The following is an 18,132-nucleotide window of genomic DNA, read 5'->3' as shown; positions in this document are numbered from 1 at the left end:
GGCAGACAGATGACGATTGGTTCCGAGAACCTCAGCAACGGTGCGTCGACAGCGCAGGACCGGTTCAGCGGGGGCGTGAGCGCGTACCGGCAGGGACGGCGTGAGGCACTGGCCGCCGACAGCGGCAGTGACGGCGAACTGGTGTCGCGCAGCGCGTCCGGTCTGCCGACCCGGTCGCCCGGCCGGTCGCACAGCAGCATCGAGCCGACCAGCCCACTGGACCGGGCCGCGAAGCTGCCCTCCCTGGATCTGAGCGATCCCGTCTTCGGCACGGCCGCCTGGTCGGACACCGGATCGGCGGCGAGCCAGTCGATGGCGGATCACCCGCTGCTGCGCGGCCTGCTGCTGGAACTGCCGGCTCGTGGCACCCTGCCGCCCTCGGAGTGGCTGGACCGCTGGTTCGAGGCGGCACGTTCCATCCTGGAGCTTCTCTACGTGCAGGAAGCCAAGAAGCAGTAAGAGGTATCGGTAGGCCCTGAGCGGTGGACGCCGAAAGGCTGCGGCGTGGCCCACGCGACGCCTGACGGCATCCGCGGGAAGGGCCTCCATCATCTCGATCGCGGCCTGGCACAACCGCGGCCGCGATGATCGCCGACGTGGCGGCGCCGGCCTGGTCGGTGCCGTGGAAGGCGGGACCGCACCGTAGGGGTCAGCGGGCGCCGGCCGGGATCTTCTCCGGGGCACGGCGGCCGAGCGGTGCCGACACCAGCGGGGCCAGGCGGCTGTGCCGCACCCCCGCCCGGACCGCGATCCCGGCGATGGCCAGCGCGATCCCGATGACGGCGAAACCGGCCACGCCGGTGGCCTCCCCGCCCGGCAGGGCCACCAGGCGGCCGGCGATCGGCAGCGCGACGAGCGCGGCCAACCCGGTCACCTGCAACGGCGCGGCCAGCAGCGGGTGTGCCGCAGCGGCCCGCAGGCCCGGCGGGATCGGGGTGCGCGGTGCGGTGGCGAACGCCCCCGCGCCGCGCCGGACCCAGCCGAGGCGGCGCACGGTCACGGTCACCACGATGAGAGCGGGCACGGCCGGCAGCAGCGCGGCCGTCGGTGCCGCCGAGACGCCCGGCAGCAGCGCGGCGACCAGGGGCACCGCGACGAACACCGCCACGCCCGCGCCGAGCAGCGCGGAGACGAGGAGCGCCCGGCGCCGGAGCTGACGCGCGGTGCCGGCATTGTGCATGCGGTCCGCCAGCAGCCCGGCGGCGAGCCAGGCGGCAGCGAGAGTGCCGATCAGAATGACGTCCATCGTGGTGTCCACATCGACAGCGTTCACCGTTTGCGCAAGGAGGGAAACCGGGATATGCCCCGACGCGTACCCCGTAGGGGTTTATCGTTACGCAGGGTGTGTGAACTGTCGCTCACTGGCCGGGACGGGTGGGACTATATGGACAAAAAGATGCGACGCGGATGTGATCCGCGTCGCACTGTCGTAAAAAAGATCTTTCAGACTGCGAACTCCCGCACCGGCTCCGTGGCCGGCGCCGGAGCGTTCGCCTTCCACAGCCCCGTCTTCTGCGCGAAGAGCCGGCTCAGGTAGGCCGGGTTCAGCAGGATGTAACGCTTCCACAGCCGCTTCGGCTCGAGGCCGAGACGCCACAGCCACTCCAGCGCGTACTTCTGCATCCACGCGGGCGGGTTCTTCAGCAGGCCGGCGTGATAGTCGAACGCGGCGCCGACGGCCAGCAGCGGCATGTTCAGCAGTGGCCGCATCGCGTAGGTGAAGATCTCCTGCCGCGGACAGCCCAGCCCGACCAGCACGATCCGCGCCCCCGACGCCTGAATCCGCTCCGCGATCGCCTCCGGCTCGCCCGGCTCCGACTTCCGGAACTTCGACGCCTCCACGCCCGCGATCTTCAGCGCCGGGAACATCCCCATCAGCGCCGGCACCAGCCGCTCCAGCGTCGGCTCCGTCGACCCGTACAGATAGATCGGCAGCCCCTCGGCGGCGGCCTGCTCGACCACCTTGAGCGTGAGCGTGGGCCCGTAGACCCGGTCGGTCAGCCCGGCCTTGTGCAACAGGTTCAGCGCCCACCGCACCGGCTGCCCGTCCGGAGTCACCAGATCGAACGAGTTGAGCCGCGCGTTGTGCGCCGCGTCCTCGACCCCGGTCATCACCCCGTGAACCGCCAGGGCGGTCACCGCGAACCCACGGTGCTCCTTGGCCGCCTCGATGATCCGCGCGGTCGCCGTCGCATAGTCCGTCGCGTCCACAAGCACACCCAGGACATTGCGCTTGCCTTGCAGAACACCCGACCCAGTCGCCGTCACGACCGCACCCCACCCTGAGATCCGAATAAGGCGGCGAGCATAACGCCCGTCACGCCTTCACCTGAAAGAGAACACCCCAAGCCCCGCCGAAGTCCCCGCGCCACCACTCCGGCGCGACACCCGTACCACCCAAAGGTGTTGATCTTGAGCAGCCCCGGAGCCTTTCACAGCGATCCCCGCAACCCGCACCCACCGCGCGGACCGCAACCACCACAGCAACCGCTACCGCCGTGAGGGAACCGCAGCCACCGCGTTGAACCGCAACCACCGTAACGCGGGGTTCGGGGCTCGGCCCCGGGCCAGAAAAGACGAGGCGCTCTCCAGTCCGCGGTTCTTGCGGACAGAGAGCGCCTCAGCGAATCGTGGGGATGGGGGGAGTTGAACCCCCACGTCCTTTCGGACACACGGACCTGAACCGTGCGCGTCTGCCATTCCGCCACATCCCCATGTGACTTCCGGGAAGATCATACATCTGATCTTTCCGGCTGAAGCAGCGGGTCGAGCCTGCTTCTTGTTACTGGCTGCGACAGACTACGCTGTCGCACGTCACTAAGCGAGTTTGTATCGCCCCGCGACGGAGGAAACACTAGCACGGCGTCGAGGGGCGCCATACGAGGGTCAGAAGTGCCGGCAACTCTTGGGCTACAGATGCGCAAGCGGTCGCCGGATACCATCATGTCCTCGGAACCCGAGGAGGAGCCGGTGAGCGTGCTGCAGCGCTTTGAGAAGCGATTGGAAGGCCTGGTCGAGGGGGCCTTCGCGAAGGTGTTCAAGGGTGTCGTGCACCCTGTGGAGATCCTGAATGCCATGCAGCGGGAGGCCGAGGCACACAAGGCCATCCTCGCCGGTGGCCGCACCCTCGTACCCAACCGCTATGTGATTGATCTTTCGCCTTACGACCACAGCCGGCTGGCGCCGTATGCCGCCGCGCTGGCGCAGGAGTTGGCGCAGTCCCAGGCCGAGTTCATCGGTGAGCAGGCCTGGACGGTCTACGGCGACGTGATCGTCGAGATCGAGCGCGGCGACGGCCTGGACACCGGTATGTTCCGGGTGACGGCCGAGGTCTACACCGGTGGCGAGGTCGCCCCGGTGCAGCAGCCGGCCTATGACGCCGGTCCGCAGTATTCGCCCTATGACCAGCAGGGTGGTTACGGTCAGCCGCATCACGGCGGCCCGCGCAGTGTCGGGCTGGTGTCCGGCGATGGCCGGACCTACCCGCTGCAGATGGGTTCGACCGTGATCGGCCGCGGTGACCAGGCGAACCTGCGCCTGCCCGACGTCGGCATCTCGCGGCGCCACGCCCGGCTGGATTACGACGGCAATCAGGTCGTGCTGACCGATCTGGGCTCGACGAACGGGACCATGGTCAACGGCCAGCGGGTGTCGGCTGTCGCGCTCAACCCGGGCGACATGATCCAGTTGGGCACCACCACGTTGACCTTCCGAGTGGACGGCTAGCGGCCTTGCCCGAATTCGTCCTCACCGTCGCCCGGTTCGGATTCCTGATCCTTCTGTGGATCTTCGTGTTCACGGTGGTCGGGGTGATCCGGCGGGATCTCTTCGCCGGTGGCCGGTCCAAGAGCATCGTCGCCAGCCCGCGGGGGGTGGGTGGCGCGGTGCTGCAGGGCCGGCCGGCGAAGGCGAAACGCGGTAAGGCGGCGCGGCAACTGGTCGTGACTGCCGGTCAGTTGGCCGGTACGCGAATCACGCTCGGTGAGGCTCCGATCACGATCGGCCGTGCCGAGGATTCGACGCTCGTCATCACCGACGACTTCGCGTCCGCCAGGCATGCCCGGCTGGTGCCGAGGGAAGGGCAGTGGTTCGTGGAGGACCTCGGCTCGACCAACGGCACCTACCTTGATCGCGGTAAGGTCTCCGGACCCACTCCCGTCCCCCTTGGCGTTCCGATCCGGATCGGGCGCACTTCTCTCGAGTTACGGCCATGACCCTGACCCTGCGCTATGCCGCCCAGAGTGACCGCGGTCTGATCCGAGACCTCAACCAGGACTCCGTCTACGCCGGGCCGCGACTGCTCGCTGTCGCGGACGGCATGGGCGGCATGGCCGCCGGTGACGTCGCGTCCAACATCGTTATCGCCGCCATGGCGCCGCTCGACGACGACGTCCCAGGGGACGCCATGGTCGACGCGCTGCGGCATGCCGTCGGGACCGCCAACCAGCAGCTCCGGGACACCGTCGACGCCAACCCGCAGCTCGAGGGCATGGGCACCACGCTGACGGCGGTGCTCTTCTCCGGCAGCAAGTTCGGCATGGTGCACATCGGCGACTCCCGCGCCTACCTGCTGCGCAAGGGCGAGTTCGCGCAGATCACCAAGGACGACACGTACGTCCAGATGCTGGTGGACGAGGGACGGGTCAGTCCGGAGGAGGCCAGCAGCCACCCGCAGCGGTCGTTGCTGACCCGGGCGCTCGACGGCCGCGACATCGACCCGGAGTACTCGGTTCGTCAGGTGCTCACCGGCGACCGTTACCTGATCTGCAGCGACGGCCTCTCCGGTGTGGTCAGTGCCGAGACGATCGCGCAGACCATGCGGGAGATCACCGACCCGAAGGCGTGCGTCGAGCGACTGGTGCAGCTCGCGCTGCGCGGCGGCGGGCCGGACAACATCACCGTGATCATCGCGGATGCCGTCGACGGGATCGTCGAGCAGGCTCCCATCGTGGGTGGCGCCGCGTCGCTGGATCGGGGCAACACCACGGTCGCCGACAGCTCCACCTCGGCGGCCCGGGCCGCGGCGCTCAAGCCGCCCCGCCCGGCCGCGCAGCCGGAGCCGGCCAACGGTTACGACCGTGAGCCGGAGCCGGCCGGTCATCCGGTGCGGACCGCCCTGATGATCCTGGTCCTGCTCGGTCTGCTCGGTGGTGGCCTGTGGGCCGGGTGGAAGTACACCCAGGGGCGGTACTACGTCGGCGCGACCGAGGCCGGGCAGCTCGCCATCTTCCGTGGTGTGCCCGGGCAGGTCGCCGGCCTGGAGCTGTCGACCGTCAGCGAGACCAGCACGGTCCGGCTGGACGACCTGACCACCGGCGCTCAGGACCGGGTCAAGCAGGGCATCCTCGCCGACGACCAGGACGACGCCCGGGCCACGCTGGCCGACCTGACCAGCGACAACCCGCTGAACGCGAATCTCAAGCCGCTCTGCGCCGCAGACGGCACGGCGCCGTCGGCCTCCGCGTCGGCACGTCCGACGTCCACCGCGGCCGTGAGCGCCTCCGTTTCACCTTCGGCGCCCGCTGCTGCTGACACCGCCGAAAGTGCCCAGTCGAGCGTCGACCCGGTCGGGTGCCGGACCGCCGACTGAGCACGGCCTACAACGTCTGGGGATTTTCTTGACCGCGTCCGCCGTACCGGCTCCCACGCCCGCAGCCACGGGCGAGATGTCGCGTATCCGGCAATGGAAGACGCGCCGTAACGCCGAACTCGGCCTGCTGCTGTTCGCCATGCTGCTCGTCGCCGCGTTCGGCGCGACGGTGGAGGCGAACCAGTTCGACGAGATCCGGCCGAACTTCTGGGTGCCGGCCGCGCTGATCGGCGCCCTGTTCGCCGGTCTGCATGTCGTCGTCCGGTTCACCGCGCCGTTCGCCGACCCGGTGCTGCTGCCGTCGGTCGCGCTGATCAACGGCATCGGGGTGGCCTTCCTGCGCCGTCTGGACATCGCCCGGGCGATCGCCCAGGAGAAGCCGATCCCGACGTTCTTCGCCGACACCAGCGGCCGCCAGCTCGCCTGGACGCTGTTGTCGCTGATCCTGGCGGCGGTTCTGCTGCTGTTGCTGCGCGATCACCGGATCATCTCGCGGTACGCGTACACCCTCGGTCTCGTCGGCATCGTGCTGATGATGATCCCCGCGGTGCTGCCGGCGAGCATCTCCGAGGTCAACGGCGCGAAGCTGTGGATCCGGATCGGTTCCGTCTCCATCCAGCCGGGTGAGTTCGCCAAGATCGCGCTGGTCTCCTTCTTCGCGTACTACCTGGTTCGCAAGCGCGAGGTGCTGTCGCTGGCCAGCCACCGGTTCCTCGGCCTGGACTTCCCGCGTGGCCGTGACCTGGGCCCGGTGGTGACCGTGTGGCTGTTCAGCCTCCTGGTCCTGGTCTTCGAGAAGGACCTCGGCACCGCCCTGCTGTACTTCGGTCTCTTCATCGTCACCCTCTACGTGGCCACCGAGCGGTCCAGCTGGCTGATCATCGGCCTGCTGCTGTTCTTCGGCGGCGTCTACCTGGCGTACCTGCTGGGCGCCTCGGTCGGTGGCCCGTTCGCGAACTTCTACGACCGGGCCGAGCTCTGGCTCGACCCGTTCTCGGACGCGAACTACAACCGGGAGAGCGGCAACAGCTACCAGCTCGTGCAGGGCCTGCTCGGCCTGGGCACCGGCGGCCTGTTCGGCACCGGCCCGGGCGCCGGTTCGCCGGGCACGGTGCCCGAGGTCCGGACCGACTTCATCTTCGCCGGTCTCGGTGAGGAGGTCGGCCTCTTCGGGCTGTCCGCGATCCTGGTGCTCTACCTGCTGATCGTGGAGCGCGGCCTGCACGCGGCGCTGGCGGTCCGTGACTCGTTCGGCAAGCTGGTCGCCGGCGGTCTGGCCTTCACCCTGGGCCTGCAGGTCTTCGTCATCCTCGGCGGCATCACCGGTCTGATCCCGCTGACCGGCCAGACCACCCCGTTCCTCTCCGCGGGCGGTTCGTCACTGATGGCGAACTGGTTGCTCATCGCGATGCTGCTGCGGATCTCCGACGCGGCCCGCCGACCCGCGAACAGCCCGCCGGACCGGCCCAGTGGCCCGAAGAAGGCACCCACCCAGTTGCACGGCGCCATGACGGAGGTGATCAAGCCGTGAACGCCCCTCTCCGCCGCGCCGGCGTCGTCATCCTCGTCCTGTTCGCTCTCATCTTCGGCAAGGTGAACTGGATCCAGGGCTACAAGGCCGACGAGTACCGGACCCACGCCTACAACAACCGGGTCACCATCGCCGAGTACGACCGCCCCCGTGGCGCGATCGAAGCCGTCGGCGGTGTCGCCCTGACCCAGAACAAAGAGACCAACGGCGAGCTGAAGTACCAGCGGCTCTACCCGAAGAAGGAGATCTACGCCCCGATCCTCGGTTACAAGATGGTCCGGGGCTCCTCCGTCGGCATCGAGGCCGCCGAGAACGACATCCTCTCCGGCGCCAGCGACAAGCTCTTCGCGGACCGGCTCAGCGACATGTTCACCGGTGAGAGCAAGGGCGGCGGCAACATCGTCCTGTCGCTGAACCCGCGTGCGCAGGAGGTCGCCTGGAAGGAGATGGTCAACAACGAGCGGGACGTGACCAAGGGCGCGGCGGTCGCGATCGACCCGACCACGGGTGCGATCCAAGCGTTGGTCTCGATGCCGAGTTACGACCCCAACCCGCTGGCCAGCAATGACGCGAACGTGGCTGCGGCGGCGTACAAGAAGCTCAACGCCGACAAGAACCAGCCGCTGCTGAACCGGGCCACCGCGAACACCCTGCCGCCCGGCTCGGTCTTCAAGGTCATCGTGTCGGCGGCCGCACTGAAGAGCGGCCAATACAGCCTGGACACCCAGATTCCGGCCGGCAGCGTCTACCGCGAGGGCGGCGCGACGATCCGCAACTCCGAGGACGAGGTCTGCCCCGGCGACCAGATCAGCCTCAAGGAGGCGCTGACCACGAGCTGCAACACCGGTTACTCCAAGCTCGGCGTGAAACTGGGCCGCGACGCCGTGGTCGACATGGCGAAGCAGTTCGGGTTCGAGGACGCGTCGATCAAGGTCGGTGACCTGGAGAGCGACAAGGGCCTCTCGGTGGCCGCCAGTCGGACCGGCCCGATCGCCAACGCGGACGGCAGCGTCGACAAGTCCGCGCTCGCCCAGTCCTCGCTCGGCCAGCGTGACGTGCGGATGACGCCGCTGCAGGGCGCGCTGATCGCCGCCACGGTCGCCAACAACGGCAAGCAGATGAAGCCGTACCTGGTGCAGCAGCAGCTCAGTTCGGACCGTGCGACCCTCTACACGGCCAAGCCCAAGACGCTGCGCGAGCCGATCGACGCCCAGGTGGCCGAGGGCCTCCGGGAGATGATGGTCAGCGTCGTCCAGAAGGGCACCGGCAAGAAGGCCCGGATCGACGGGTTCACCGTCGGAGGCAAGACCGGCACCGCGCAGAACGCCGAGGGAGCCGACCCGCACGGGTGGTTCATCGGGTTCGCGTACGACGAGGACGGCAAGGCGGTCTCCGCGGTGTGCGTCATGCTGGAGAACGTGCCCGGCGGTCACGCCAGCGCGGAGGCGGCTCGCATCGCCGGCCTCATCATGAAGGCCGCTGCCGGTCAGGGAGGGAAGTGACATGATCCGCCCGGGGGTCACACTCGGGGGGCGATACCGCTTGGAGGAGCGGATCGCCGGCGGCGGCATGGGCGATGTCTGGCGCGGCATCGACGACGTGCTCGGCCGGACCGTCGCGGTCAAGATCCTGCTGCCCGCCCTCCTCGACGAGCCCGGTTTCGCCGAGCGTTTCCGTGGCGAGGCGCGGACCATGGCCACCATCAACCACCCCGGTGTCGTGGACGTCTACGACTACGGCAGCGATCAGCAGATCGCCTTCCTGGTGATGGAGTACATCGAGGGGGACGCCCTCTCCCGGACGCTGAGCCGGGTCGGCCGGCTGACGCCGGCACGGACCATGGCGCTGGTCGCGCAGGCCGCCGACGCGCTGCACGCGGCGCACCTCAACGGGATCGTCCACCGCGACGTCAAACCCGGCAACCTGCTGGTACGCCCCAACGGCACCCTGGTGCTCACCGACTTCGGCATCGCCCGCTCGGCGCTCGTCGGTCAGCTCACGGTGGCCGGCGCGGTGCTCGGCACCGCGTCGTACATCTCGCCGGAGCAGGCGGCCGGCGACGTCGCCACCGCGGCCTCCGATGTGTACGCGCTGGGTGTCGTCGCCTACCAGTGCCTCTCCGGCCACCGGCCGTTCGACGGGGCCACCCCGATCGAGATCGCGATGAAGCACGTGCGGGAGACCCCGCGCCCGCTGCCCGCCGACATCCCGCCGTCGGTCCGCGCCATCGTGGACCGGGCCATGGCCAAGGACCCGTCGGCCCGCTGGCCCAGCGCCTCGGCGATGGCCTCGGTGGCCCGGCAGGCGGCGTCCTCGCTGACCACCGCGCAGCAGCAGTCCGCCCCGCCGATGCAGAACGCGCATCCGATCAGCGCCCCGCCGAACCGCCCGCAGTCCGGGGCGCCGTCCTCGGGAGCGGCCCGGGCGGCCGTGCCGCGCCCGGTCTCCGGCGCCCGCGGCGCCGCGTCCGTGCCGGCCCCGGCGCCGATCGCGCAGCCGATGTCGCCGGCCCCGCCGCCGTACCGGCCGCAGCCGGTTCCACCGGTCAACAACGCCTACCATCCGCCGGCCGCTCACCCCTCGGCCGCCAAGCCGGAGAGCTCCTTCGGCCGTCAGGTTCTGCTCGTCCTCGCTGTGGTGCTGGCACTGCTCGTGCTGCTGTGCGCCGGGGTGATCTCTTTCCTGTTACGAGACCGCAACAGCACCTCCGCCGGGAGCCCGACGCTGGGCTATCACAGCAGCTCCCCGGCTATCCTCCGCTCGGGCGTGGTCGCTGACCCTGTGTCGGTGGCGTCGTACCGTCTTATGAAGGCCGATGCCCAGCTCGGCCGGTTCCGACCGAACGAAGGACGACAGACGTTATGACGGCGCAGGCCCGCCTGCTCGGTGGCAGGTACCAGGTCGGCGAGCTGCTCGGCTACGGCGGCATGGCCGAGGTGCACCGTGGGCGCGACCTGCGTCTCGGTCGCGACGTCGCGATCAAGATGCTCCGGACGGATCTCGCCCGCGACGCCACCTTCCTGGAGCGGTTCCGCCGCGAGGCACAGAACTCGGCAGCCCTGAACCACCCGGCCATCGTCGCCGTCTACGACACCGGCGAGGAGATCTCGCCCACCGGCGAGAAGCTGCCGTTCATCGTGATGGAGTTCGTCAACGGACGGACTCTCAAGGAGGTCCTCGCCCAGGAGCAGCGGCTGCAGCCACGCCGCGCCCTGGAGACCATCGCCGACATCTGCGCCGCGCTGGAGTTCAGCCACCGGCACGGGATCATCCACCGGGACATCAAGCCCGGCAACGTGATGATCACGCAGAACGGCCAGGTCAAGGTGATGGACTTCGGCATCGCCCGGGCGCTGGCCAGCGGCGCCACCACGATGACGCAGACCAGCGCGGTCATCGGCACCGCACAATATCTGTCCCCCGAGCAGGCCCGCGGCGAGTCCGTGGACGCCCGCTCCGATGTGTACGCCGCCGGCTGTGTCCTCTTCGAGCTGGTCATCGGCCAGCCCCCGTTCGTCGGCGACAGCCCGGTCAGCGTCGCCTACCAGCACGTCCGGGAGGAACCGCGGGTGCCCAGCTCGATCGTCCGCGACGTCCCGCCGGACGTCGACGCGATCGTGCTGAAGGCGCTCTCCAAGAACCCGCTCAACCGTTACCAGAGCGCCCAGGAGATGCGCGCCGACGCGCTGCGCGCCGTCTCCGGCCGCCCGGTGATGGCGACGCCGGTGATGAGCCAGGACGAGACGGTGGCGATGACCGGCGGCGGGCAGCAGTGGCCGCCGGCCGGCGCCACCACGGTGCATCGCCCGATGGGTGCCACGATGGCGCCGCCACAGCAGAAGCCGGAGAGCCGGTCCTCCTGGGTGATGGCCGTGGTCGCCGGTCTGGCCGTGCTCGTGGTCGTCGTGCTGGGCGTGGCCCTGGCGACGAGCAAGAGCAACGACAAGGACAAGGAGCCGGTCGCCCAGGTCGAGAAGTCGACCGTGCCAAACCTGAAGAATTTGACGGCCCCGCAGGCGCGGGCGGAGCTGACCAAGGCGAAGTTCACCAACATCGTCGCGTTGCCGCCGACGACGGGCCAGGACTGCAAGGGCACGGTGATCAACCAGGACCCGAAGGCGGGTCTGTCGGTGGAGATCACCACCAAGGTCGGTTACCAGCTCTGCAACGAGCCCGACAAGATTTCCATCCCGTCGGGTCTCAAGGGCGACAACATCGATGACGTCCGGAAGACGCTGGAGGATCTCAAGCTCGAGGTCAGGGTCCAGAACATCAACGGTACGGCCGAGAAGGACACCGTGCTGGAGGTGGAGAGCGAAGGCGAATCGGTCGAGCCGGGCGAGACGATCACCGTGAAGGTCTCCAAGGGCAACATGGTCAAGGCGCCAGAGTGCAAGAACCGCGGGCTGGAGGCCTGCCAGCTCCTGCTCGAGCAGAGCGGTCTGCAAGGCGTGGTCATCAAGGTGCTGGCCGACGGCACCCCAGGCACCGTCGTGGACCAGGACGTCACGCCGGGCAAGGAAGTCCTCAAGGGCAGCAAGATCGAGCTTCAGGTCATCGACGCGGTGCAGACCCCGAACCCGAGCGACTCGGCGTCGGCCGGCCCCGGCAACGGCAACGGCACCGGGGCGGGTGGCGAGGAAGAGAACTGACGCGAGAAGGCCGGTGACCCCGAGCGGGGGGCACCGGCCTTCTGCGTGGATGCGGCGGGTCAGGCGGTGGCGAAGGCCGCCCGGCGGCGAGTCTCCACCTCGGCGGCCAGCGGCGGAGCCTTCTCCAGGGCCGACGGGAGCCCGCATGAGGCCAGCCAGTTCGCCAGCATGGTGTGCCCGCCCTCGGTCAGCACCGACTCGGGGTGGAACTGCACGCCCTCGATCGGCAGATCACGGTGGCGCATCGCCATGACCACGCCGGATCCGGTCGTGCCGGTCACCTCGATCTCGGCGGGCAGCGTCTCCGGCAGCACCGCGAGCGAGTGGTACCGGGTGGCGGTGAACGGGTCCGGCAGCCCGGCGAGCACGCCGGCGCCCTTGTGGTGGACCTCGGAGGTCTTGCCGTGCAGCAGTTCGGGAGCGCGGGTGACGGTCGCCCCGAAGGCCGCCCCGATCGCCTGATGACCCAGGCAGACGCCGAACATCGGGATCTTCCCGGCGTACTCCCGAATCACGTCCATCATGATCCCGGCCCGGGTCGGCTCGCCGGGACCGGGCGAGAGCAGGATCCCGGCCGCGCCGAACGCGCCGGCCTCGGCGACCGTGATCTCGTCGTTGCGCCGGACCTCGCACTCCGCACCGAGCTGTTCCAGGTACTGGACCAGGTTGAAGACGAACGAGTCGTAATTGTCGATCACCAGAATGCGCACGTCATCACCTGCTGGAGCTCGGAGGGGGCTGATTGGAGGTGGTGCTGTAGGGCAGCTCGTCGGGGCCCTCGTCGCCGGGGACGGTGGTGCCGGCGTCCTCACCGGTGCCGGCCTCGACCTGCACGTCGTCGAAGGGCAGCAGCGGGGTGGCCCACGGGAACACCACGTACCACAGCAGGGCGCCGACGGCCATGACCAGCACGAGCGAGCAGGTCACCTTGACCCAGAGGCCACCCGGGAGTCTCCGCCAGATCCACGCGTACATGCGTCAGGCCTTCATCTCGGCCGGCATGCCGGCGTCCGGCAGGGCCTGGTTCCGTGGAACCGTCTTGACCAGCTCGGCGTGGATGATCAGGCGCTCGTAGTTGTTGAACTTCGGGTTGCACGTGGTGAGAGTGAGCAGCGCCTTCGTCGGTTTGGCCTTCGGCTTGCCGGGGACCGCGGCGACCACCTCGACCTGGTTCGGCTTGACGATCTCCTGCTGGTAGACGTGGTACACGTACCACTTGTCGCGGGTCTCCACGCCGATGACGTCGCCGTCCTCCATCTCGTCGAGCCGCCAGAAGATCTTCCGCACCCGGTGCCCGGCGACCGAGAAGTTGCCGATCTGGCCGGGCTTGGCGGTCTCCGGGTAGTGGCCCGGCGCGTAGCGGATGTCGTCGGGCTGCACGCCGTCGACGACCACCCACTTCTTGTCGAATTTCGGGATGTAGAGGCGGCCGACCAGGTTCGCCCCGGGCGCGGCCGGGCCCTGCTTGGCCGGAGTGCTCGCGGTCGGGGCCACGGTCGGGTCGGCCCACGCCTCGTCCAGCTCCTGGGTGAGGCTGTCCTGCTCGGAGTCGACCGCCGCCGAGTTGCCGAAGACCTGGTAGCCGGCGAAGAGCAGGACGACCAGCCCGAAGGTGATCATCAGTTCGCCGGAGGTGCGGATGCCGGCGCGGATGCGTGAACCGACGGTCGGGCGGGTGAGCTCGGAATAGACGCTCTTGTAACCCTCGTCGGTCTGCTCCGGCCGGAGCTTGACCACCCGCTCGCCCCGTTTCACCGGTTCGGGCTCGGTGAGGTCGGGCAGGCCGTCCCCCGGGTCGGCGGGCCGGGGGGCCACCGGGACGGCGGTCACCGAGGCCGCGCCGATCACGCCGTCCGGGCCGGCCGCCTCGCGAGCGGCCTGGGCCACGCTCCCCGGCGGGAGGACGGGCGGGATGGCGGGCTTGCCCGGGGTGACGGTGGGCAGGATGCCGGTCGGGGCGTCGACGGTAGGGATGATCGTGGTGGGACTCGGATCTCGCGTCGGCCCGGCCGCCCAGCCCGGAGCCGGAGTCGAACCTGGGACCTGGCCCGGAGATCCCGGAGCCGGAGTCAAGCCAGGCACCGGGCCTGGACCTCCCGGAGCCGCAGCCAGGCCGGGCACCGAGCCCGAAGTGGGAGCGAAGCCGGGCACCGAGCCCGGGGCCGCCGATGCCGGAGTCAGGCCCGGGACCGCGCCCGGAGCCGGAGTGGAGTTGGGCGCTGGAGCCAAGCCCGGGACCGCGCCCGGAGCCAGACCTGGGACCGAGGGCGGGGCCGGGAACGAGCCCGGAGCCGGAGCAGGGCCCGTCGGCACCGCCGGAATCTCCGGCGGCGGCCAGGCCGAGCCGGCCCGGGACCATCCCTGGAGCGCCTGGTCCGTCCGTGCGTCGAGCGGCGCCCACGCCGTCGTCTCGCTGCCCTGAATCTCCGGCGTGGCCGCCTGCGGGGCCCTGAGCGGCTCTCTGGGCGGCGAGATCGGCCGATTCGGGGTCTGATTGGGCACCGGGGTGGCCGGGGCGCTCAGATCGTCTGCGGGGGCCGTCGTCACCGGGTCGGATCCGGCGCGGCGGCGGGCCGCCGCGGCCGCGGCGCTGATGTCGTCGAGGGCGGGACGGGCCGGGCGGGGGTCGACGTTGCCGCCCGGGCCGACCGGCGGTGCGAGCGGGCCGCCGGGCACACCGTCCGGCGAGGCGTCGGTGATCCGGGGGATGTACGCGGTCTGCCCGTCGGAGTCCGGGGCGCGGTGCCGGCCGGACCGGCCGGTGGGCTGCTCGGGGGGAACCATCACTGGGCGGCCTGCGCCGATCGGAGGTCGGTCGATCCGTCGTACGCCTGCACTGTCACGTTCTTCTCCACATTTTCCGTGTAACCGAGCCCGAAGTCGGCGGCGGCCTGCCGGAACTCCCTGACACCCTCCGCGGAATCCAACGCACGACTCATCGTTGTGGGTTCGCCGATTGCGGTGATCTTGAATGGCGGCGAGAAGACCTGGCCGTGGAGGAGCAGCGTGTTGCCGACACAGCGTACCGCGCTGGTGGAGATCACCCGGACATCCATGATCGTCATGGCTTCCGCCCCGCCGGCCCACAGGGCGTTGACGACAGCCTGGACATCGCCCTGGTGGACGACCAGATCGTCATTGTTCGGGGCGTTGTCGCCGAAGTCGGATCCCCGGCGCGGGGAGTCGTTGAGAGTGACGGTCATGCCCGGTCCGCTCAGCTTCGAGAAGCCGGCCGACTGGCGCAGCGCGACCGCCTGATCCCGGGCCGGTTTGTCCAGCTCGGTCAGCCGGGCGGTCTCCTGGTCGACCCGGGCGAGCAGGTCGGCGGCCCTCTTCTCGTTGGCCTCCAGGCGCTTGCGCTTCTCCGCGATCAATTGCGTCAGTTGCAACCGGCGGTCGTCGCGCAGTGCCGTACCGTCGGCGGTGGTCGCGGACGTGGTGAACAGCAGACCCGCCGCCAGCGCGATCAGCGGAACCCCCACCGACCAGACGGATCTGCGGCGGTCACGCCGGGGTCGCAGACCCCGCGCGAGCCGCCGGAAAACCAGCTGCCAGGAGGCTCCACCTCCTTGAACGACCACCCAGCCTCCCTCAGAAACAGACGCGCGGGGTATTTTCTCGCCCCGGCGGGTGCCTGTCCGCGTACTGCCTTGACTACGCTAGCTGGCGAACAGTATTCGCCACGGGCAGCATTCGGGACTTCCGGAGCCGCTCAGCGGTGGGTTGTTCACCACTTGTTGCCCTCAGGAGAGCACCGTGCCGAAGTCACAGGTTCGCAAGAAGAAGGTCTACACCCCGCCGACGGACATCGCTCCGGCAGTCAAGGGTGCGTCCAACAAGCCGAGTCCGGTCTGGCTGCCGGTCACCGCGGTGACTTTGATCGTCGTCGGCATCGCCTGGCTGGTCGTCTACTACCTGTCCTCGCAGCAGTGGCCGGTGGCCAGCTGGGAGTACTGGAACCTCGCGGTCGGCTTCGGCTGCATGGTGGCCTCGCTGGGCCTGCTCTCCCGCTGGCGGTAAATGTCACAGGTCGCGGTCCCGCGGTCACGTGAAAAACTGCAGAAGCGAGCGCACCCCCGCCTTGCGTGGGGTGCGCTTTCGGCGTGGGGGCGCACTCCCTTGACCTTCGGCGCGCGCCCGTCTATTACTCGTGAGTAACATGGGCTGGCGCACCGCCGACCGAGGAGGCACAACCAGATGGGCTACGCGCAGATAATCGCCACCGTCTTAGCGGCGGCAATCACGGTGGTAGCCGTCTACCTGGCGGTCAAGGCCGTCATGACGATCACCGCCGTGATCCGCCAGGGTCAGCCCGACCCCGCCCGCTTCGCCGACCCGAAAACCCGGACGAAGACCATGCTGGTGGAGACCGTCGGTCACACCAGGATGCTGAAGTGGAGCGCGATCGGCGCGGCCCACTGGTTCGTCATGGTCTCGTTCGTCATCCTCTCGTCGCTCGTGCTCGAGGCTTACTTCGAGGTGGTGGACCCGAACCTGGGCCTGCCGATCATCGGGCACTGGGTGGTCTTCGGCCTGGTCACCGAGTGGATCGGGATCCTGGGCACGATCGGCATCCTGTACCTGGTGTTCGTGCGTCAGCGGCAGAAGCCGGGGGCGGTGAAACGCAGCCGGTTCCTGGGCTCCACCATGTGGCAGGCGTACTTCGTCGAGGCCATCATCGTCGGCGTTCTGGTCTTCGGGTTCCTGATCCGGGGCTTCAAGGTCGCCACCGACCACTTCGAGTACCCGTTGTGGGCCACCCCGCTCAGCCACGCGATCGGCTCGGTGCTCCCGGCCTGGGAGGACGGCGCCACCTGGATGGCGCTCATCAAGATCCTGATCTCGATGAGCTGGCTGATCACCATCTCGCTGAACCCGACCATGGGTGTGGCCTGGCACCGGTTCCTCGCGTTCTTCAACATCTACTTCAAGCGCAGCCCGGAGAAGCCGGCCGGTTCCGGTCTCGGCGCGCTGAAGCCGATGATGAGCGAGGGCAAGCCGCTGGACTTCGAGGAGGCCGACCCGGAGAAGGACCTCTTCGGTGTCAACCAGGTCGAGCAGTTCACCTGGAAGGGTCTGCTCGACTTCTCCACCTGCACCGAGTGCGGCCGCTGCCAGTCGCAGTGCCCGGCGTGGAACACCGCCAAGCCGCTGTCACCGAAACTGCTGGTCCTCAGCCTGCGTGACCACGCGTACGCCAAGGCCCCCTATCTCCTCGCCGGCGGCGGCAAGGACCTGATGGGCGAGGAGAAGGCGACCGAGGCGCAGCTGGCGCACATGGACGTCCTCGCCCTCGCCGAGGGCAACCGGCCCCTGATCGGCACCGCCGAGGACCAGGGCGTCATCGACCCGGACGTGCTGTGGTCGTGCACCACCTGCGGCGCCTGTGTCGAGCAGTGCCCGGTCGACATCGAGCACATCGACCACATCGTCGACATGCGCCGTTACCAGGTGCTGATCGAGTCGAGCTTCCCCTCCGAGGCCGGCGTGATGCTGCGCAACCTGGAGAACAAGGGCAACCCGTGGGGCGCCCCGCAGAACACCCGCGAGGACTGGACCAAGGGTCTGGACTTCGAGGTGCCGAGGGTCGGCGAGGTCGAGGAGTTCGAGTACCTGTTCTGGGTCGGTTGCGCCGGCGCGTTCGAGGACCGGGCCAAGAAGACCACCCGCGCGGTGGCCACGCTGCTCAACGAGGCCGGCGTCAGCTACGCCATCCTCGGTGAGGGGGAGACCTGCACCGGTGACCCGGCCCGCCGGATCGGCAACGAGTTCATCTTCCAGATGCTCGCCCAGCAGAACGTGGAGACGCTCAACGAGGCCTTCGAGGGCCAGAAGAGCAAGAAGATCGTGGCGACCTGCCCGCACTGCTTCAACACCCTGGGCAACGAGTACGAGCAGCTCGGCCTGAAGGTCGAGGTGGTCCACCACACCCAGCTGCTGGCCCACCTGGTCGCCACCGGCAAGCTCACCCCGGTGCAGCCGGTCGACGGCGGCGTCACCTACCACGACCCCTGCTACCTGGGCCGGCACAACCGGGTCTTCGACGCTCCCCGTGAGCTGCTCGGCAACGCCATCCAGGGTGACGTCGTGGAGATGCCGCGCAACCAGGAACGGTCCTTCTGCTGCGGCGCCGGCGGCGCCCGGATGTGGATGGAGGAGCGGATCGGCAAGCGGATCAACGTCGAGCGCACCGAGGAGGCCCTGGCCACCGGCGCGAAGACGATCGCCGTGGGCTGCCCGTTCTGTTACACGATGATCGGTGACGGGGTCACCGGCAAGGGCAAGCAGGAAGAGGTCGAGGTGGTCGACGTGGCTACCGTCCTGCTCCGCTCGCTCAAACAGGACGCCTGACGTACCTG

At 69.3% G+C, this 18,132-nt stretch carries 16 protein-coding genes and 1 tRNA gene; 10 read left to right on the top strand and 7 right to left on the bottom strand.

All coding sequences use genetic code 11. The features are described 5' to 3' along the window. Nucleotides 1-9 precede the first annotated feature (9 nt). Nucleotides 10-459, top strand: coding sequence for a hypothetical protein (locus tag Aut01nite_RS19645; RefSeq protein WP_043525776.1), 450 nt, complete (start codon nt 10-12; stop codon nt 457-459). 190 nt (nt 460-649) lie between these two features. Here Aut01nite_RS19645 and Aut01nite_RS19640 read toward each other — a convergent pair whose 3' ends face one another. From Aut01nite_RS19640 to Aut01nite_RS19630, 3 genes are all read right to left on the bottom strand, one after another. Then, complete coding sequence (locus Aut01nite_RS19640; protein WP_236642739.1) at nt 650-1,246, bottom strand: hypothetical protein; 597 nt, start codon at nt 1,244-1,246, stop codon at nt 650-652. A 197-nt stretch (nt 1,247-1,443) separates the two neighbouring features. Next, nucleotides 1,444-2,244, bottom strand: coding sequence for a WecB/TagA/CpsF family glycosyltransferase (locus Aut01nite_RS19635; RefSeq protein ID WP_373871519.1), 801 nt, complete (start codon nt 2,242-2,244; stop codon nt 1,444-1,446). A 387-nt stretch (nt 2,245-2,631) separates the two neighbouring features. Beyond that, nucleotides 2,632-2,714 (bottom strand) — tRNA-Leu (locus Aut01nite_RS19630). Between the two features lie 229 nt (nt 2,715-2,943). Between Aut01nite_RS19630 and Aut01nite_RS19625 the strand changes: the two genes are divergently transcribed. From Aut01nite_RS19625 to pknB, 7 genes are all read left to right on the top strand, one after another. Continuing rightward, on the top strand, nt 2,944-3,726 hold the full coding sequence (locus Aut01nite_RS19625) for an FHA domain-containing protein (protein WP_043525773.1): 783 nt from the start codon (nt 2,944-2,946) through the stop codon (nt 3,724-3,726). Nucleotides 3,727-3,731: 5 nt separating this feature from the next. Further along, entirely contained in the window at nt 3,732-4,214 is a 483-nt protein-coding gene (locus Aut01nite_RS19620) for an FHA domain-containing protein FhaB/FipA (protein WP_043525772.1), read from the top strand. After that, nucleotides 4,211-5,590: a PP2C family protein-serine/threonine phosphatase gene (locus tag Aut01nite_RS19615; protein ID WP_043525770.1), complete on the top strand. Its 1,380-nt coding sequence runs from the start codon at nt 4,211-4,213 to the stop codon at nt 5,588-5,590. Before Aut01nite_RS19620 ends, Aut01nite_RS19615 begins: the two co-directional genes overlap by 4 nt. Before the next feature lie 76 nt (nt 5,591-5,666). After that, on the top strand, nt 5,667-7,121 hold the full coding sequence (locus Aut01nite_RS19610; protein ID WP_173476685.1) for an FtsW/RodA/SpoVE family cell cycle protein: 1,455 nt from the start codon (nt 5,667-5,669) through the stop codon (nt 7,119-7,121). Beyond that, a complete protein-coding gene (locus Aut01nite_RS19605; protein WP_043525767.1) occupies nt 7,118-8,623 on the top strand; it encodes a peptidoglycan D,D-transpeptidase FtsI family protein in 1,506 nt (501 codons plus the stop codon). Before Aut01nite_RS19610 ends, Aut01nite_RS19605 begins: the two co-directional genes overlap by 4 nt. Before the next feature lies 1 nt (nt 8,624). Then, the gene (locus Aut01nite_RS19600; RefSeq protein ID WP_043525766.1) at nt 8,625-9,986 is read left to right on the top strand and encodes a serine/threonine-protein kinase; all 1,362 of its coding nucleotides are present in this window, start codon (nt 8,625-8,627) and stop codon (nt 9,984-9,986) included. Next, nucleotides 9,983-11,773, top strand: a complete 1,791-nt coding sequence (pknB, locus tag Aut01nite_RS19595; RefSeq protein WP_043525765.1) for a Stk1 family PASTA domain-containing Ser/Thr kinase — start codon at nt 9,983-9,985, stop codon at nt 11,771-11,773. The genes Aut01nite_RS19600 and pknB overlap by 4 nt, the downstream gene beginning before the upstream one ends. A 59-nt stretch (nt 11,774-11,832) precedes the next feature. On the opposite strand, the gene Aut01nite_RS19590 is transcribed toward pknB, so the two are convergent. From Aut01nite_RS19590 to Aut01nite_RS19575, 4 genes are read right to left on the bottom strand one after another with little or no spacing between them, the layout of a single operon-like run. Then, nucleotides 11,833-12,483 (bottom strand): aminodeoxychorismate/anthranilate synthase component II, encoded by a 651-nt coding sequence (locus tag Aut01nite_RS19590; RefSeq protein WP_043525764.1) that lies wholly within the window; start codon nt 12,481-12,483, stop codon nt 11,833-11,835. Between the two features lie 4 nt (nt 12,484-12,487). Further along, complete coding sequence (locus tag Aut01nite_RS19585) at nt 12,488-12,748, bottom strand: hypothetical protein (protein ID WP_043525763.1); 261 nt, start codon at nt 12,746-12,748, stop codon at nt 12,488-12,490. Between the two features lie 3 nt (nt 12,749-12,751). Then, entirely contained in the window at nt 12,752-14,557 is a 1,806-nt protein-coding gene (locus Aut01nite_RS19580) for a class E sortase (protein WP_201775528.1), read from the bottom strand. Beyond that, nucleotides 14,557-15,354 carry a DUF881 domain-containing protein gene (locus Aut01nite_RS19575; protein ID WP_043525761.1) on the bottom strand — a complete coding sequence of 266 codons (798 nt, stop codon included), beginning with the start codon at nt 15,352-15,354 and terminating at the stop codon, nt 14,557-14,559. Before Aut01nite_RS19575 ends, Aut01nite_RS19580 begins: the two co-directional genes overlap by 1 nt. A 175-nt stretch (nt 15,355-15,529) precedes the next feature. Here Aut01nite_RS19575 and Aut01nite_RS19570 point away from each other — a divergent pair, with 175 nt between their 5' ends. Together Aut01nite_RS19570 and Aut01nite_RS19565 are read left to right on the top strand one after the other, a co-directional pair. Further along, on the top strand, nt 15,530-15,793 hold the full coding sequence (locus Aut01nite_RS19570; RefSeq protein WP_043525760.1) for a cell division protein CrgA: 264 nt from the start codon (nt 15,530-15,532) through the stop codon (nt 15,791-15,793). A gap of 177 nt (nt 15,794-15,970) precedes the next feature. Continuing rightward, entirely contained in the window at nt 15,971-18,124 is a 2,154-nt protein-coding gene (locus Aut01nite_RS19565) for a (Fe-S)-binding protein (RefSeq protein WP_043525759.1), read from the top strand. Nucleotides 18,125-18,132: the final 8 nt, after the last annotated feature.

It is taken from the genome of Actinoplanes utahensis (genome assembly GCF_016862455.1).
Classification (GTDB): domain Bacteria; phylum Actinomycetota; class Actinomycetes; order Mycobacteriales; family Micromonosporaceae; genus Actinoplanes; species Actinoplanes utahensis.
Note: the sequence above shows the minus strand (reverse complement) of the source record. Positions and strands in the feature narration are given on the sequence as shown.

What these genes read in the sequence shown, in the direction of transcription:
- Aut01nite_RS19645 (WP_043525776.1), top strand. Translation starts at nt 10, where the DNA reads ATGACGATTGGTTCCGAGAACCTCAGCAACGGTGCGTCGACAGCGCAG.
- Aut01nite_RS19640 (WP_236642739.1), bottom strand. Translation starts at nt 1,246, where the DNA reads ATGGACGTCATTCTGATCGGCACTCTCGCTGCCGCCTGGCTCGCCGCC.
- Aut01nite_RS19625 (WP_043525773.1), top strand. Translation starts at nt 2,944, where the DNA reads ATGTCCTCGGAACCCGAGGAGGAGCCGGTGAGCGTGCTGCAGCGCTTT.
- Aut01nite_RS19615 (WP_043525770.1), top strand. Translation starts at nt 4,211, where the DNA reads ATGACCCTGACCCTGCGCTATGCCGCCCAGAGTGACCGCGGTCTGATC.
- Aut01nite_RS19610 (WP_173476685.1), top strand. Translation starts at nt 5,667, where the DNA reads ATGTCGCGTATCCGGCAATGGAAGACGCGCCGTAACGCCGAACTCGGC.
- Aut01nite_RS19600 (WP_043525766.1), top strand. Translation starts at nt 8,625, where the DNA reads ATGATCCGCCCGGGGGTCACACTCGGGGGGCGATACCGCTTGGAGGAG.
- pknB (WP_043525765.1), top strand. Translation starts at nt 9,983, where the DNA reads ATGACGGCGCAGGCCCGCCTGCTCGGTGGCAGGTACCAGGTCGGCGAG.
- Aut01nite_RS19585 (WP_043525763.1), bottom strand. Translation starts at nt 12,748, where the DNA reads ATGTACGCGTGGATCTGGCGGAGACTCCCGGGTGGCCTCTGGGTCAAG.
- Aut01nite_RS19580 (WP_201775528.1), bottom strand. Translation starts at nt 14,557, where the DNA reads ATGGTTCCCCCCGAGCAGCCCACCGGCCGGTCCGGCCGGCACCGCGCC.
- Aut01nite_RS19565 (WP_043525759.1), top strand. Translation starts at nt 15,971, where the DNA reads ATGGGCTACGCGCAGATAATCGCCACCGTCTTAGCGGCGGCAATCACG.